The organism is Variovorax sp. R-27 (genome assembly GCF_049913215.1).
Classification (GTDB): Bacteria; Pseudomonadota; Gammaproteobacteria; order Burkholderiales; family Burkholderiaceae_C; genus Variovorax.
In genome coordinates this window covers 1,358,644-1,374,352 of sequence record NZ_CP183984.1, presented here as the reverse complement: position 1 = coordinate 1,374,352, position 15,709 = coordinate 1,358,644, and the positions used below count along the sequence as shown (strand labels likewise).

The window sequence follows — 15,709 nt, the reverse complement described above, 5'->3', positions numbered from 1 at the left end:
GCCCCGGCGCTCCCCATGCCCGCCTATTCCTTCGAAGCCATCGACGCCAGCGGCCAGAGCCGCGAAGGCGTGCTCGAGGCCGACACCGCACGCAGCGCGCGCAGCCTGCTGCGGGCGCAGGCGCTCATTCCGCTGTCGGTCAAGCCGGTCGGAAGCGACCACGTGAACGGCACCGGCCAGCGCAGCACCCTCAGCCGCTGGCTCGGCGGCGGCAAGCGCGTCTTCAATTCCACCGGCCTCGCGGTGTGGACGCGGCAGCTCGCGGGCCTCGTCTCGTCGGGCCTGCCGCTGGAACGCGCGCTCACGGCACTCACCGACGAAGCCGAGTCAGAGCAGCAGCGCAACCTTGTCGCGTCGCTGCGCGCCGAAGTCAACGCGGGCTCGCCGTTCGCGCGTGCGCTGTCGGCACATCCGCGCGAGTTCTCGCCCATCTACACGGCCGTGATCGGCGCCGGCGAACAGAGCGGCAATCTCGGCCTCGTGCTCGACCGCCTTGCCGACGACCTCGAAGAACGCCAGGCGCTGCAGCAGAAGCTGATCGGCGCGGCGCTGTACCCGGCCATCGTCACGCTGGTGGCGATCGTGATCGTGATCTTCCTCGTGAGCTACGTGGTGCCGCAGGTGGCGCAGGTTTTTGCGGGCACCAAGCGCTCGCTGCCCTTTCTCACCACCGTGATGCTTTCGCTGAGCGCGGGCGTGCGCAACTATGGCTGGTGGATGCTGTGCGCCGTCGTGCTCGCGGCCATCGGCGCGCGGCTGGCGCTGGCCCAGGAGGCCTTCCGCCTGAAGTTCGATGCCGTCTGGCTCAAGCTGCCGCTGGTCGGAAAGCTCGCGCGCGGCTACAACGCAGCGCGCTTCGCGAGCACGCTCGCCATGCTGGCCACGGCAGGCGTGCCGATCCTGCGTGCGCTGCAGGCGGCTTCCGAAACGCTGAGCAACCGCGCCATGCGCGCCGACGCGCTCGACGCACTGGTGCTGGTGCGCGAAGGCGCGCCGCTGGCCTCGGCGCTGGCGCAGAAGAAGCGCTTTCCGGGCCTGGTGTCGATGTTCGCGCGCCTCGGCGAGCAGACCGGCACCCTGCCGCTGATGCTCCAACGCGCGGCCAACCAGCTCAGTGCCGAAGTGCAGCGCCGCGCGATGCATCTGGCAACCATCCTGGAGCCGCTGCTCATCGTGGCGATGGGCGGGGTGGTGATGCTGATTGTTCTGGCCGTGATGCTGCCTATCATCCAGCTGAACCAGTTCGTGAAATGAAGCACACCCCCAGGCTTGCCCACTTCGTGTGGCCTCCAACCCCCTTGCCGGGGGCGGTGCGGCCGCTTCGGGCGGCCGTGCGCGGCGCACCTGCTGGAATAAGTCAGGTCCATGGGGAAACGCCATGCCTGTGACTCTCGAAGACAAGCTCGTGGTCGCGATCTCCTCGCGTGCCCTGTTCAACCTCGAAGAAGAAAACAAGATCTTCGAGGCCGGGGACAACGAGGGCTACATGAAGCTGCAGCTCGACCGCATCGACGTGCCGGCCGCGCCGGGCATCGCGTACTCGCTGATCCGCAAGCTGCTGCGCTTCAACGAAGACGGCGTGCAGCGCGTCGAGGTCGTGATTCTTTCGCGCAACGACCCGGTCTCGGGCATGCGCATCTTCAAGTCGAGCGCGGCCGCCGACATCAAGCTGCAGCGCGGCGTGTTCACGCAGGGCCGCCCGCCGTTCGGCTACCTGCGCCCGCTGCGCGCGCACCTGTTCCTGTCGGTCAACGCGCAGGACGTGCGCGAGGCGCTCATCGCGGGCTTTCCGGCCGCGCGCGTGCTGGTCGAATCGGTAAAGGCCAGCGACGCCTGGCCGAACGAAGTGCGCATTGCCTTCGACGGCGATGCGGTGCTGTTCTCGGACGAGGCCGAGCGCGTGTTCCAGGCCGAAGGGCTCGACGCCTTCCAGGCCCACGAGCTCAGCAAGGCCGACCTGCCCTTGCCCGAAGGGCCGTTCAAGCCGCTGCTGATGGCGCTGCATCGGCTGCAGATGGCCGGCAATGCGCAGATGCGCATCCGCACCGCGCTCGTCACGGCGCGCAGCGCGCCGGCGCACGAGCGCGCGATCCGCACGCTCATGAAGTGGAACATCCGCGTCGACGAGGCCATGTTCCTCGGCGGCCTGCCCAAGGGCGAGTTCCTGCGCGAGTTCGAACCTGACTTCTTCTTCGACGACCAGACCGGTCATGTCGATGCGGCCTCGCGCCACGTGCCCGCCGGGCATGTATCGAGCGGTATCAGCAACGAGCCCTGAGCGCTGCGCTTGAACGCGGCGCCAGGCCGCGCTACGCCGTCATTTCGCCGATCCTGACGCTGCCTTGGGCAGTGCGTTGTCACGCGCCTGACTTCTCTGCGTCATCCCAAGTTAACCAGTCGGTAACGGGTTATCCCTAGTCTCGTGGCCCAGGTGCGCCCCTCACGCGCCTTCCAGAACCACATAACAAAGGACCGATCCATGCGACTTCTTTTTCTCCGCACGCGGCTTGCGCCCGTGCTGTTCCTGGCCTGCGTGCTCTCTGCGTGCGGTGGTGGCAGCGGTGGCGGCGGCTTCTTCGGCGGCACGCCGACGACGCCGACCACACCCACCCCGCCCGACAACACTCCGAAGCCCGAGATGCGCTGCGCGCCCTGAGCGCCGCCAGGAACCACTCAATGACCTCCCGCCGCAAATTCCTCACGGGCACAGCCACGACTGGCGCTGCCGCCCTCGCGCTCTCTGCCTTTCCGCCGAGCATCCGCCGCGCGCTCGCCATTCCGGCCAACAACAAGACCGGCACCATCCAGGACGTCGAGCACGTCGTGATCCTGATGCAGGAGAACCGCTCGTTCGACCACTACTTCGGCATGCTCATGGGCGTGCGCGGCTTCGGCGACCGCTTCGCCATTCCGCTGATCGGCGGACGCCGCGTGTGGGAGCAGAGCGACGCCGACGGCAAGGTGGTGCTGCCGTATCACCTCGACCAGACCCTGGGCAACGCGCAACGCGTCAGCGGCACGCCGCACAGCTGGCTCGACGCGCAGAACGCCTGGGACGGCGGCCGCCTCAACCAATGGCCGAAGTACAAGGCCACCGGCACGGCGCCCTTCACGCAATCGATGGGCTATCTGCAAGAGGCTGAACTGCAGTTCCAGTACGCACTGGCCAACGCCTTCACCGTGTGCGACAGCTACCACTGCGGCATGCACACCGGCACCAACTCCAACCGCCTGTTCCACTGGAGCGGCACCAACGGCCCCTCGGGCCAGACCAGTGCCGGCGTGGCGGGCGTCGCCTCGGTGGACAACACCTGGGAGAACCTGCGGTTTCCATGGGACCCCACCGACAACCCCGGCGTCGATTCGACCACCTTCGGCTGCAACTGGAAGACCTACCCGGAGCGCCTGCAGGACGCCAAGGTCAGCTGGATCGTCTACCAGAACCTGCCCGACAACTTCACCGACAACCCGCTGGCCGGCTTCCAGCAATACCGGGTGGCCAACAAGGCTTCAGGCAAGAACAACGAGCGCTACGACGGCGACGCCAGCCCGCCCGTGGGCACGACGCTGCCGGCCTACGACCCCGCCAGCGACGACGCGGGCAACCCGCTCTACAAGGGCATCGCCAACACCATGCCCGACGGCGGCCTGCTCGGCGCGTTCAAGCAGGACGTGGCCAGCGGCAAGCTCGCGCAGGTGTCGTGGATCGTCGCTCCCGCCGATTACTCCGAGCACCCCGGGCCTTCGAGCCCCGTGCAGGGCGCCTGGTACATCCAGCAGGTGCTTGATGCGCTCACCGCATCGCCCGACGTGTGGAGCAAGACGGTGTTCATCGTCAACTTCGACGAGAACGATGGCTACTTCGACCACATGCCGTCGCCTTCCGCGCCGTCGATCAACCCCGACAAGAGCGCGGCGGGCAAGACCACGCTCGGCGACGCCGATGTCGCGTTCGAGCGCTACAACCACCCGCTGGTGACCGGCACGCCCAGCGGCGTGCCCCAGCCGGACGGCCGCGTCTACGGCCCCGGCCCGCGCGTGCCGATGTACGTCATCTCGCCATGGAGCCGCGGCGGCTGGGTCAACTCGCAGGTGTTCGACCACACCTCGGTGCTGCGTTTTCTTGAAGCGCGATTCGGCGTGAAGGAAATGAACATCTCGCCGTTCCGCCGCGCGATTGCCGGCGACCTGACCAGCGCCTTCAACTTCGCAACGCCCAACAGCGAAGTGCTGCCCACGCTCGCGGGACGCAAGACCCAGGCCGAAGCAGATCAGTTGCGCCTCGACCAGGAAGCACTGGCGCAGGTGCCGCTGCCCTCCACGCCCGCGCTGCCGCGCCAGCCCACCGGCACCCGCCCCTCGCGCGCCCTGCCGTACGAACTGCACACCAGCGCCAAGGCCGACGTGGTCAACGGCAAGCTGCAGCTGCTGTTCTCCAACACCGGCAAGGCCGCGGCCGTGTTCCATGTGTACGACAAGCTGCATCTCGATCGCCTGCCGCGCCGCTACATGGTCGAGGCCGGCAAGATGCTCGACGACACCTGGGCCGCGATGACCGATGACGGCGGCGCCTACGACCTGTGGGTGCTCGGGCCCAACGGCTTCCATCGCCACTTCAAGGGCAACCTCAACGCACTGCGCACCAGCAATGCGACGCCCGAGGTGCGCGTGTGCTACGACATCGCCAACGGCAATGTCTACCTGAGCATGCGCAACGACGGCAAGACGGCGTGCCGGTTCACCATCAACGCCAAGGCCTATCGCAACGATGGGCCATGGACCGCGACGGTGAACGGCGGCGCCAGCGTCGACCAGCACTGGGAGCTTGCGAGCAGCGGCCAGTGGTACGACTTCGCAGTCACGTGCGATGCAGATCCGGCCTACTACCGCCGCTTCGCAGGCCGTGTCGAAACGGGCAAGCACACGGTGAGCGACCCGGCCATGGGCATGGCCGACCTCTGAGCGCCGATACATTCCGATGAGAGGATGAGCGCAAGCACCTCGTGCCTGCGCTCATCATCACGGCCTGTGCCCCTGACCCCGTCCATGAAGAACCACAACAACACACCCATGACATCACGCCGCAAATTTCTCACCAGCACCGCCACCACGGGCGCCGCCGCCCTCGCGCTCAGCGCGTTCCCACCCAGCATTCGCCGCGCGCTGGCCATACCGGCCAACAACGCCACTGGCACCATCAAGGACGTCGAGCACATCGTCATCCTGATGCAGGAGAACCGCGCCTTCGACCACTACTTCGGCACGCTCATGGGCGTGCGCGGCTTCGGCGACCGCTTCACCATTCCGCTTCCTGCTGACCGCAAGGTCTGGCAGCAGCTCGACGACGCCGGCAACGTGGTGCTGCCCTATTACCTCGACAGCACGAAGGGCAGCGCCCAGCGCGTGTCGAGCACGCCGCACACCTGGGTCGATGCGCACAACGCCTGGGATGGCGGGCGCATGTACCAGTGGCCGCGCTACAAGAAGGCCGGCAAGACGCCATTCATGCAGTCCATGGGCTACCTGAAGGAAGCCGAGCTGCCGTTCCAGTTCGCGCTGGCCAATGCCTTCACGATCTGCGACGACTACCACTGCGCGATGCACACCGGCACGCACGCCAACCGCTCCTTCCACTGGACCGGCACCAACGGCCCCACCGGCGCCAACGTGGCCTACGTGAACAACGTCAATGCCTGGAGCTCGACCGGCCCGTCGACCGAAGGCTACGAATGGAAGACCTACGCCGAGCGGTTGCAGGAGGCCAACGTCAGCTGGATGGTCTACCAGAACATTCCCAACAACTACGGCTGCAACCCGCTGCTGGGCTTCAAGCCCTACCGCAAGGCGAACGAAGCCTCGGGCAAGCCGGTGAGCACCTCGCTGCCGCAAGGCGCGTCGCCGGCCTACGCGCCCGGCGACGACGTGGGCAACCCGCTCTACAAGGGTACGGCCAACACGCTGCCGGTGGCCGATCAGGCCGCCTTCGACGCGGGCGCGATCATGGATGCGTTCCGCGCCGACGTGAAGAACGGCCGGCTGCCGCAGGTGTCGTGGGTGATTCCGCCCGACGTGTATTCCGAGCACCCCGGACCTTCGAGCCCGGTGCAGGGCGCCTGGTACATCCAGCAGGTGCTGGACGCGCTCACCGCCGTGCCCGAGGTGTGGAGCAAGACGGTGCTCTTCGTGAACTTCGACGAGAACGACGGCTACTTCGACCACGTGCCCTCGCCCTCCGCGCCTTCGCCCAACCCCGATACATCGACGCTCGCGGGCAAGAGCACGCTGCCTGCGCAGGACATGAGCTACGAGTACTTCACGCACCCCGCGCCGCCCGGCATTCCCACCGCCCAGCCCACGCCCGACGGCAACGTGTACGGCCCCGGCATGCGCGTGCCGATGTACGTCATCTCGCCATGGAGCCGCGGCGGCTGGGTCAACTCGCAGGTGTTCGACCACACCTCGGTGCTGCGCTTCGTCGAGGCGCGCTTCGGCGTGAAGGAGGACAACATCAGCCCGTTCCGCCGCGCGGTGTGCGGCGACCTCACGAGCGCCTTCAACTTCGCGACGCCCAACACCGAGGTGCTGCCGGTGCTCGCGGGCAGCCGCACCAAGGCCGAGGCCGACAAGGTCCGCGCCGACCAGGACGTGCTGCCGCAGGTGGTGCCGCCGGCCAACGCGCAATTGCCGCAGCAGGCCACGGGCATGCGGCCCTCGCGCGCCTTGCCCTACGAACTGCACACAAGTGCCAAGGTCGACGCGACCGGCGGCAAGCTGCAGCTGCTGTTCGCCAACACCGGCAAGGCCGCGGCAGTCTTCCACGTGTACGACAAGAAGCATCTCGATCGCCTGCCGCGCCGCTACATGGTCGAGGCGGGCAAGACGCTCGACGACACCTGGACGCCCGCCGCCGGAGACAACGGCCTCTATGACCTGTGGGTGCTCGGTCCCAACGGCTTCCATCGACAGTTCAAGGGCAATGTGAATGCGTCGGGCACGAGCAACGCTGCGCCCGAAGTACGCGTGTGCTACGACATCACCAACGGCAATGTCTACCTGAACATGCGCAACGACGGCAAGGCGACTTGCAAGTTCACCATCACCGCCAAGGCCTACCGCACAGACGGCCCGTGGACTGCGAGCGTGAACGGCGGCGCCAACGTAGACCAGCACTGGGAGCTTGCGAACAGCGGCCAGTGGTACGACTTCGCAGTCACCTGCGACGCCGACCCGGCCTACTACCGCCGCTTTGCCGGCCGCGTGGAAACCGGCAAGCACACGGTAAGCGACCCCGCGATGGGCATGGCCGACCTCTGAGCCTCGCCATGCATCGATGACGAGGCGTGGAGCGCGCAATGCGCGCTTACACCTCGGCATCGAAGGGTTCATCTCGATGTCACCCGGGCTTCCTAGCCTCGGCGCACAACATCGAGAGGATCTCCCCATGCGATTCATCACTTCGCGCACGCATCTCGCGTGCGCGCTGCTCTTCATTGCCTGCACGTTCTCCGCATGCGGCGGCAGCGACGGTGGCGGCTTCGCCGGCCTGCCCACACCGGACACCACGACACCCCCACCGGATACGGGCGTCAAGCCCGAAAAGCGCTGCGCTCCCTGATCGCCCGAAGAACCACAACAAGCTGCCATGAATTCACGCCGCAAATTCCTCACCGGCACGGCCACCACCGGCCTTGCCGCCCTCTCGCTCAGCGCCTTCCCACCCAGCATCCGCCGCGCACTCGCCATTCCGGCCAACAACAAGACCGGCACCATCCAGGACGTCGAGCACATCGTCGTGCTGATGCAGGAAAACCGCTCCTTCGACCACTACTTCGGCACGCTGCCGGGCGTGCGCGGCTTCGGTGACCGCTTCACCGTTCCACTGCCGGGTGGGCGCAACGTGTGGCAGCAGAGCGATGCCGATGGCAAGCTCGTGCTGCCCTACCACCTCGACCAGACCAAGGGCAACGCCCAGCGCGTGAGCGGCACGCCCCACGAGTGGCTCGACAGCCAGGAAGCATGGGACGGCGGCCGCCTCTCCCAATGGCCGCGCTACAAGACCAGCGCAGCCATGGGCTACTTCAAGGAAGCGGAAGTGCCGTTCCAGTTCTCGCTGGCCAACGCCTTCACGCTCTGCGACAGCTACCACTGCGCCATGCACACCGGAACGGACGCCAACCGCTCCTTCCACCTGACGGGCACCAACGGCTCGACCGCGCAGAACGTTGCCTTCGTCAACAACGAGTGGGACTGGCTCGACGGACGCGCTTCTGCCGTGAACACCGGCTACACGTGGAAGACCTACGCCGAGCGGCTCGAAGACGCAGGCGTGAGCTGGATCTGCTACCAGAACATGCCCGACGAATGGGGCGACAACATGCTCGGCGCCTTCCGCCAGTTCAGGCGCGCCAACCGGGCATCCCCTTTCCCGGTCTCCAGCGGCGGCGCCCCCAACTCGCCCTATTCCAACAGCGGCCAGGCAACGCCCTATCACGCCTACGACCCCGCCAGCGACAACCCTGGCAACCCGCTCTACAAGGGCATCGCTAACACCTTGCCGGGCAACAAGCCGGAGGAGTACCTGGATGCGTTCCGCAGCGACATCAAGGCCGGCCGCCTGCCGCAGGTGAGCTGGATCAACGCCCCCTCCATCTATTGCGAACACCCCGGCCCATCCAGCCCGGTGCAAGGCGCCTGGTTCCTGCAGGAAATACTGGACGCGCTGACAGCCGTGCCAGAGGTCTGGAGCAAGACCGTGGTGCTGGTCAACTTCGACGAGAACGACGGCTACTTCGACCATGTGCCGTCGCCGTCCGCGCCATCGCTGATCAACCCCATCGACTCCAGGAGCGCCGCCGCGGGCAAGACGACGCTCGCCGATGCCGACCTTGTGCACGAGTACTTCACGCAGCAGCCACCGGAAGGCAGCAGTTCGCAGCCTGCACCCGACGGCCGCGTGTTCGGCCCCGGCCCGCGCGTGCCGCTGTACGTTCTCTCGCCATGGAGCCGCGGCGGCTGGGTCAACTCACAGGTGTTCGACCACACCTCGGTGCTGCGCTTCATCGAAGCGCGCTTCGGCGTGAAGGAGCCGAACATCTCGCCCTACCGCCGCGCCGTGTGCGGCGACCTCACGAGCGCCTTCAACTTCGCGACGCCCAACAGCGAGGCCCTGCCCACGCTCACCGGCCGCAAGAACAGGACCGAGGCCGACAAGCTGCGCCTCGACCAGGAAGCGCTGACGCAGGTGCCGCTGCCGCTCGATCCGCAGTTGCCGAAGCAGCCCACCGGCACGCGCCCCTCGCGCGCCCTGCCCTACGAACTGCACACCAGCGCCAAGGCCGACGTGGTCAACGGCAAGCTGCAGTTGCTGTTCCTCAACACCGGCAAGGCGGCTGCCGTGTTCCACGTCTACGACAAGCGCCACCTCGACCGCCTGCCGCGCCGCTACATGGTCGAAGCGGGCAAGAAGCTCGACGACACCTGGGCCGCAATGGCCGACGACGCCGGCCTCTACGACCTGTGGGTGCTCGGTCCCAACGGCTTTCACCGTCACTTCAAGGGCAACCTCAACACGCTGCGCGCAGGCGATGCGGCACAGCCCGAGGTGCGCGTGTGCTACGACATCGCCAACGGCAACGTCTACCTGAACATGCGCAACGACGGCAAGGCCGCGTGCAAGTTCACCATCGTCGCCAAGGCCTACCGTACAGACGGGCCGTGGACCGCGACGGTGAACGGCGGCGCCAACGTAGACCAGCACTGGGATCTCGCAGCCAGCGGCCAGTGGTACGACTTCGCCGTCACCTGCGATGCCGACCCGGCCTACTACCGCCGCTTCGCCGGCCGCGTCGAAACCGGCAAGCACACGGTGAGCGATCCGGCCATGGGCTTGCCCGACCTCTGAGCCCCGGCAAGAATGCCGGCATGCTGATGATTCTTCGACATGCCGACGTTCTGCTCACCATGGACGCCGCCCGGCGCGAGATCGCCGACGGCGCCGTGGTGTGCGACGGGCCCGCGGTGGCCTGGGCAGGCCCCACGGCCGACCTTCCCATCGCGTATCACGACGCTCTGCGCAACGGCCAGGCCGAGGCCATCGACATGCACGGCCATGTGGTGATGCCGGGCCTGGTCAACACGCACCACCACATGTACCAGAGCCTCACGCGCGCCGTGCCCGAGGCGCAAGACGCCGAACTGTTCGGCTGGCTCACCAACCTGTACCTGCTGTGGGCGCGCATCACGCCCGAGATGATCCGCGTGTCGACGCAGACCGCGATGGCCGAGCTGATGCTCTCCGGCTGCACCACCACCAGCGACCATCTCTACCTGTTTCCCAACGGCTCGAAACTCGACGATTCGATCGAGGCGGCCGATGCCATGGGCATGCGCTTCCACGCGGCGCGCGGCAGCATGAGCGTGGGCCGCAGCGCAGGCGGCCTGCCGCCCGATGAGGTGGTAGAGACCGAAGAAGCCATCCTGCGCGATAGCGAACGGCTCATCGGCCGCTGGCACGACGCGTCGCGCCATTCGATGCGCCGCATCGTGCTCGCGCCGTGTTCGCCGTTCTCGGTGTCGCGCGACCTGATGCGGCTTTCGGCCGAGCTGGCGCGTGAGCGCGGCGTGTCGCTGCACACGCACCTGGCCGAGAACGACAACGACGTGGCCTATTCGCGCGAGAAGTTCGGCATGACGCCGGCCGAGTACGCCGAAGACCTGGGCTGGGTCGGCCGCGACGTGTGGCACGCGCACTGCGTGAAGCTCGACGAGGCCGGCATCGCGCTGTTCGGCCGCACCGGCACCGGCGTGGCGCACTGCCCCTGCTCCAACATGCGGCTGGCCTCGGGCATCGCGCCCATCGGCGCAATGCGCCGCGCGGGCGTGCCCGTGGGGCTGGGCGTGGACGGCAGCGCGTCGAACGACGGCGCGCACATGCTGGGCGAAGCACGGCAGGCCATGCTGCTGCAGCGCGTGGGCTACGGCCCGGCGGCGATGACGGCGCGCGAGGCGCTGGAAATCGCCACGCTGGGCGGCGCGCGCGTGCTGGGGCGCGACGACATCGGCGCGATCGCGCCCGGCATGTCGGCGGACATCGTCGCCTTCGACATGCGCGGCGTGGCGCATGCGGGCGCGGGGCACGACCCGGTGGCTGCGCTGGTGTTCTGCACGCCGGGTTCGGTGTCGCTGAGCGTGATCAACGGGGCGGTCCGCATCCGCGACGGCGGCTTTACCGGGCTGGAGCTGGCTCCGCTGCTGGCAAGGCATCGCGACCTTGCACGCACGCTCTACGACGGCGCGCGGCACCCGCACACGGCCTGAGCTCCCCGGCAGCGCCGGTTGAGTGCCTTCGAGCCCTAGGCACCAACCCTTATTGCCAACGCCAGAGCCCCTCCGCAGAATCCGCCCACTGAATAGAACGACCGTTCTATTCAGTGGCCGAGCACGCCATCGGCCTTCCCAAGATTCACAACAACAGGGAACTCCCCGATGAAGCGCAGAGACATCCTCAAATGGTCCGCCTCGGCGGGCGGCCTGGGCCTGCTGGCCGGCAAACCATCCACCGCATCGGCCGCCCTGCCGGTGCTCAAGCCCACGCTGCCGCAGAAGATCGACCCGATCAGCGCCACGCTGCGGCGGCTCGAACTGGTGGGACGGCAGACAACTTACCTCTGGACCGAATCGCACATCAACCTGGCCGGCGTGCCGATGGGCGCGGTGGTACCCCCGGGCGAACTGCCGGCGCTCGAACACCAGCTCAAGACCATTGCGAAGGCCGTGGAGGCCGTCACCAATTTCGCGGCCTCGTTCGCCACCAGCGCGCTGGCCTCGGGCAGCCTGCAGTCGCTCGACAACCTGCGCACGCGCCTGGCTGGCCTGCAGGCCAGCTTCGATCAGCTGCTGGCCGCCAACGGCGGGCTGGCGACGCTGCCGGCCACGGTGCTGAGCCTGCTGGGCACGCTCACCGGCACGGCGGGCGACATCGCCACGCAGCTCAAGCAGATACACCACGACCTGCTGTCGCAAGGCCCGCTGGGTGCGCTGAACGGGCCGAAGACGGTGGCGCAGTACGACGCGCTGTTCGTCACCATCGAGAAGCCGGCCATCTCGCAGCTGCTGCACGACAACGACCTGTTCGCGGCCATGCGCGTGTCCGGGCCCAACCCGATGCTGATCCAGAGAGCGACGGCGCTGCCGGCGAAGTTTCCGCTGAGCGACGCGCAGTACCGGCAGGTGATGGGCGCCGGCGACAGCCTCGCCGATGCGGCCGCCTCCGGCCGGCTCTACCTGCTCGACTACGAAGGCCTGGGCGACATGGCGCCGGCAGGCCCGCAGGTCAAGCCGCTCACCGGCACTGCCTTCATCCACATGCCCATTGCACTGTTCGCGCGGCCGAAGACCGGCCGCTCGCTGGTGCCGGTCGCGATCCAGTGCGGGCAAGACCCGACGCTGAGCCCGATCTTCCTTCGCGTGGACGACACCGCCAACGCCGAGGCCTACTGGGCATGGCAATCGGCAAAGACCGCGGTGCAGGTGGCGGACTTCAACTACCACGAGATGTTCGTGCACCTGGGCCGCACGCACCTGATGTCGGAGGCCTTCGCGATGGCCACGCAGCGCCAGTTCGCGACCGCGCATCCGCTGAGCCGGCTGCTGTCGCCGCACCTGGAGGGCGCGATGTTCATCAACGAGTTCGCGACGCTGATCATCATGGCGCCGCTGACCACGGGCGACGTGATCCTCACCGCGCCCATCGAGACGCTGCAGCGCGAGTGCGGCCGTGACCGGCTGGCCTACGACTTCTACGACCGCATGATGCTGCCCAACGACCTGCGCACGCGCGGCGTGGACGACACGGCGGCGCTGCCCGACTACCCGTACCGCGACGACGCGCTGCTGGTTTGGAACGCCATCGCGCAATGGGTCGGCGACTACGTGGCCACCTACTACCTGAGCGACGCCGATGTCACCGGCGACTACGAGCTCAAGGCCTGGGCCACCGAGCTCGCGACCAGCGGCAAGGTGCACGGCTTCCGGCCGATCACCACGCGCGCGCAGCTCGCGGACGTGCTGACCGCGATCATCTTCAACGCCAGCGCGCAGCATGCGGCGGTGAACTTCCCGCAGTACTCGGTGATGACCTATGCGCCCTTCAGCGCTGGCGCGGGCGGCGTGCCGGCGCCGACAAGCAGTGCGGGTCAGAACGAAGCAAGCTGGTCGCAGATGCTGCCTTCGCGGCTGGCGGCGCAGGAGCAGATCCTGCTGTTCCACATCCTCGGCGGCGTGTACTACCGGCCATTGGGCGAGTACAAGGACAACATGTTCCCGCATCTGCCAGTGCTGCTCGACCCTGCCATCGCCGGGCAAGGCGGGCCGCTGGAGCGCTTCCGCAACGCGCTCGTCGGCATCGAGAACACCATCCGCCAGCGCAACACCACGCGCACGCGGCCTTACGAGCACCTGCTGCCGAGCCGCATTCCTTCTAGCACGAACATCTGAAGAAAGCGCGGGCGTCGCTCAGCGACGCATGGTGTCCAGCTGCGTGACGGGCGCGCTGTCGTTGCCCCACGAACCGCGCACGTAGGTGAGCACGGCCGCGACCTCGGCCGCATCCAGCGTCTGGCCGAACGGCGGCATGCCGTAGGGTCGCGGATTGCCGGGGGTCGAGGGCAGGAAGCCGCCGTGTGCGATCACCTGGATCAGGTTGGTGGGCCGCGCCATGTTGACGGCGCGGTTGCCCGCGAGCGGCGGGTAGGCGCCCGCCGCGCCCTGCCCCTGGTCGCCGTGGCAGTAGGCACAGCGCTGGTCATAGATCTTCGCGCCGCGCGTCATGGTGCCGGCATCGCGGCGGATGGGGGCCTTCGCGACAACGGCATCGGCCTCGGGCTTCGGTGCGTCGGGCAGGTCCTTCAGATAGCTCGCCATGGCCGTCAGGTCGGCTTCGCTCAGGTACTGCGTGCTGCGGAACACCACGTCGGCCATCGGACCCATGACCGAACCGCGCGGCGCGACACCGCTCTTGAGCAGCGCCACCACGTCGGCCGCGGGCCAGTCGGCCACGCCGGCTTCATGCGGATCGTTGAGCGAAGGTGCGTACCAGTTCTCGACAGCGATGAGACCGCCCGAAAGGCCCAGCTTGGTTTCGGTCGCACCCAGCGAATTGCGACTGCCGTGGCAGGCGATGCAATGGCCCAAACCGTTGACCAGGTAGGCACCCCGGTTCCATTCGGCCGGCTTGCCGGCATTGGCCACGAAGGGCTCGGGCTTGAACGACAGCACGCGCCACACGGCCAGTGCCGCCTGCGTGTCGTAGGGGAAGCGCAGCCGGTGCGCCTTGTTGAGCTCGGCTGCGGGCGGCACGCTGCGCAGATAGGCGTAGATCGCGTCCGAATCCTCGCGCGTCACCTGCGTGAAGTTGGGGTACGGAAACGCCGGGTACAGCAGCCGCCCGTCCTTGCTGCGGCCGTTGTGCATCGCGCGCCAGAAGTGCGCGCTGCTCCAGCCGCCGATGCCGGCCTTGTCGTCGGGCGTGAGGTTGCTCGAATAGATGGTGCCGAAGGGCGTTTCGATCGGCAGGCCGCCCGCATAGGGCTGGCCGCCGCGCGTGGTGTGGCAGCCCGCGCAGTTGCCGGCCAGCGCGAGGTAGCGTCCGCGCTCGACCAGTTGCGGCGTGGCGGCGAAGGCTTCGGCTTGCGCGGGCAGCGGGTCTTCGCCGCGCAGGTTCATGGCCACGATGCCGCCGGCGGCGGCTGCGCCGAGCACGATCAGCGCCAGCAGCGTCCAGGCCAGGTGTCGGAGTTTCATGGGCGCTGCTCCGTCACTTCGGCATGCCGCCGCAAGTCACCGGCAGCGGCGCGGGCAGCGAGGCCGCGGGCTTCGTGTCGGCCGGCATCGGCTGCACCGCCAGCCAGCTCGCAACGGCGTTGATGTCGGCGGTGCTCATGCGCCGGCCGATGTCAGCCATGCAGTCGGGCGGCAGCGCATGCCGCTCGTTCGTGAGCCATGCGCCGAGCTGCGAAGACACATAGAGCCGCGGCAGCCCCAGCAGCCCCGGAATGGCCGGCTGCACGCCCGTGAGCGCCGCGCCGTGGCACTGCACGCAGGCGGGTATGCCGCGCGCCGCATCGCCTTCGCGCACGAGCTGGCGGCCGCGCTGCAGCTGTTCGGGCGTTGCGTCGCTGGTGGGGGAAATCGGCGGATAAGGCAGCTGCAGCCCGGCAAAGTACTCGGCCATCTCGCGCAGGTACGCATCCGACAGGTGCTGCACCATGTACGCCATGTCGCTGTTGAAGCGCCGGCCGTCCCTGAAGCTCACGAGCTGGTTGAACAGGTAGCCGGCCGGCTTGCCCGCCAGCCGCGGAAAGTAGCCCGCGTTGGTGGTCGCGCCCTCGCGGCCATGGCAGGCGATGCAGGCGGCCACGCGCTGCTCGATGGTGTCGGGCACCGTGGCCGGCGTCGCGGCGCCCGCCATGCCCTGCACGGCGAGCAGCAGCCCGGCAACGACGAGGCGAATGTGCAGCTTCATGTACCGGCAGCGTAGTGCGCCAGCGCCAGCAGCCCCGCGATCAGCAGCAGCACCATCACGAATGCCACGCCGATCAGCGGCAGGATGCCGACTTGCGCAGTCCGCTTGTCAGCGTCGGCACGGCGGCCACCCAGCCCGATGAAACTCCAGAGAACGGCGCGCACCGCGCGCATGAGATTCGACATGGAG

The 15,709-nt window shown here is 68.0% G+C and carries 12 protein-coding genes; 9 read left to right on the top strand and 3 right to left on the bottom strand.

Annotated features, from left to right (window positions below; all coding sequences use genetic code 11):
- Positions 1-15: 15 nt before the first annotated feature.
- The 9 genes from gspF to ACN9MV_RS06040 all read left to right on the top strand — a co-directional run bounded on the left by gspF (position 16) and on the right by ACN9MV_RS06040 (position 13,494).
- Positions 16-1,254 carry a type II secretion system inner membrane protein GspF gene (gspF, locus tag ACN9MV_RS06080; protein WP_093048281.1) on the top strand — a complete coding sequence of 413 codons (1,239 nt, stop codon included), beginning with the start codon at positions 16-18 and terminating at the stop codon, positions 1,252-1,254.
- Positions 1,255-1,378: 124 nt separating this feature from the next.
- Positions 1,379-2,278: a 5'-nucleotidase gene (locus ACN9MV_RS06075; RefSeq protein ID WP_056509256.1), complete on the top strand. Its 900-nt coding sequence runs from the start codon at positions 1,379-1,381 to the stop codon at positions 2,276-2,278.
- A 201-nt stretch (positions 2,279-2,479) separates the two neighbouring features.
- On the top strand, positions 2,480-2,656 hold the full coding sequence (locus ACN9MV_RS06070; protein WP_177142251.1) for a hypothetical protein: 177 nt from the start codon (positions 2,480-2,482) through the stop codon (positions 2,654-2,656).
- Between the two features lie 20 nt (positions 2,657-2,676).
- Entirely contained in the window at positions 2,677-4,962 is a 2,286-nt protein-coding gene (locus tag ACN9MV_RS06065) for a phosphocholine-specific phospholipase C (RefSeq protein WP_426391608.1), read from the top strand.
- A 108-nt stretch (positions 4,963-5,070) separates the two neighbouring features.
- Positions 5,071-7,314 (top strand): phosphocholine-specific phospholipase C, encoded by a 2,244-nt coding sequence (locus tag ACN9MV_RS06060; RefSeq protein WP_426391607.1) that lies wholly within the window; start codon positions 5,071-5,073, stop codon positions 7,312-7,314.
- Between the two features lie 127 nt (positions 7,315-7,441).
- Entirely contained in the window at positions 7,442-7,615 is a 174-nt protein-coding gene (locus ACN9MV_RS06055) for a hypothetical protein (RefSeq protein ID WP_179830479.1), read from the top strand.
- Positions 7,616-7,642: 27 nt separating this feature from the next.
- A complete protein-coding gene (locus ACN9MV_RS06050) occupies positions 7,643-9,901 on the top strand; it encodes a phosphocholine-specific phospholipase C (RefSeq protein ID WP_426391606.1) in 2,259 nt (752 codons plus the stop codon).
- A 20-nt stretch (positions 9,902-9,921) separates the two neighbouring features.
- Positions 9,922-11,316, top strand: coding sequence for an 8-oxoguanine deaminase (locus ACN9MV_RS06045; RefSeq protein ID WP_426391605.1), 1,395 nt, complete (start codon positions 9,922-9,924; stop codon positions 11,314-11,316).
- Positions 11,317-11,484: 168 nt separating this feature from the next.
- Positions 11,485-13,494 carry a lipoxygenase family protein gene (locus ACN9MV_RS06040; protein WP_426391604.1) on the top strand — a complete coding sequence of 670 codons (2,010 nt, stop codon included), beginning with the start codon at positions 11,485-11,487 and terminating at the stop codon, positions 13,492-13,494.
- 18 nt (positions 13,495-13,512) lie between these two features.
- Here ACN9MV_RS06040 and ACN9MV_RS06035 read toward each other — a convergent pair whose 3' ends face one another.
- From ACN9MV_RS06035 to ACN9MV_RS06025, 3 genes are read right to left on the bottom strand one after another with little or no spacing between them, the layout of a single operon-like run.
- Positions 13,513-14,799 (bottom strand): c-type cytochrome, encoded by a 1,287-nt coding sequence (locus ACN9MV_RS06035; protein ID WP_426391603.1) that lies wholly within the window; start codon positions 14,797-14,799, stop codon positions 13,513-13,515.
- Positions 14,800-14,812: 13 nt separating this feature from the next.
- Positions 14,813-15,520: a c-type cytochrome gene (locus ACN9MV_RS06030; RefSeq protein ID WP_426391602.1), complete on the bottom strand. Its 708-nt coding sequence runs from the start codon at positions 15,518-15,520 to the stop codon at positions 14,813-14,815.
- The gene (locus ACN9MV_RS06025; RefSeq protein WP_093050271.1) at positions 15,517-15,705 is read right to left on the bottom strand and encodes a DUF2970 domain-containing protein; all 189 of its coding nucleotides are present in this window, start codon (positions 15,703-15,705) and stop codon (positions 15,517-15,519) included. Before ACN9MV_RS06025 ends, ACN9MV_RS06030 begins: the two co-directional genes overlap by 4 nt.
- Positions 15,706-15,709: the final 4 nt, after the last annotated feature.

Excerpts from the sequence above, each read along its gene's own strand:
- gspF (WP_093048281.1), top strand. The coding sequence starts at position 16 with ATGCCCGCCTATTCCTTCGAAGCCATCGACGCCAGCGGCCAGAGCCGC.
- ACN9MV_RS06050 (WP_426391606.1), top strand. The coding sequence starts at position 7,643 with ATGAATTCACGCCGCAAATTCCTCACCGGCACGGCCACCACCGGCCTT.
- ACN9MV_RS06040 (WP_426391604.1), top strand. The coding sequence starts at position 11,485 with ATGAAGCGCAGAGACATCCTCAAATGGTCCGCCTCGGCGGGCGGCCTG.
- ACN9MV_RS06045 (WP_426391605.1), top strand. The coding sequence starts at position 9,922 with ATGCTGATGATTCTTCGACATGCCGACGTTCTGCTCACCATGGACGCC.
- ACN9MV_RS06030 (WP_426391602.1), bottom strand. The coding sequence starts at position 15,520 with ATGAAGCTGCACATTCGCCTCGTCGTTGCCGGGCTGCTGCTCGCCGTG.
- ACN9MV_RS06055 (WP_179830479.1), top strand. The coding sequence starts at position 7,442 with ATGCGATTCATCACTTCGCGCACGCATCTCGCGTGCGCGCTGCTCTTC.
- ACN9MV_RS06060 (WP_426391607.1), top strand. The coding sequence starts at position 5,071 with ATGACATCACGCCGCAAATTTCTCACCAGCACCGCCACCACGGGCGCC.
- ACN9MV_RS06065 (WP_426391608.1), top strand. The coding sequence starts at position 2,677 with ATGACCTCCCGCCGCAAATTCCTCACGGGCACAGCCACGACTGGCGCT.
- ACN9MV_RS06075 (WP_056509256.1), top strand. The coding sequence starts at position 1,379 with ATGCCTGTGACTCTCGAAGACAAGCTCGTGGTCGCGATCTCCTCGCGT.
- ACN9MV_RS06035 (WP_426391603.1), bottom strand. The coding sequence starts at position 14,799 with ATGAAACTCCGACACCTGGCCTGGACGCTGCTGGCGCTGATCGTGCTC.
- ACN9MV_RS06025 (WP_093050271.1), bottom strand. The coding sequence starts at position 15,705 with ATGTCGAATCTCATGCGCGCGGTGCGCGCCGTTCTCTGGAGTTTCATC.
- ACN9MV_RS06070 (WP_177142251.1), top strand. The coding sequence starts at position 2,480 with ATGCGACTTCTTTTTCTCCGCACGCGGCTTGCGCCCGTGCTGTTCCTG.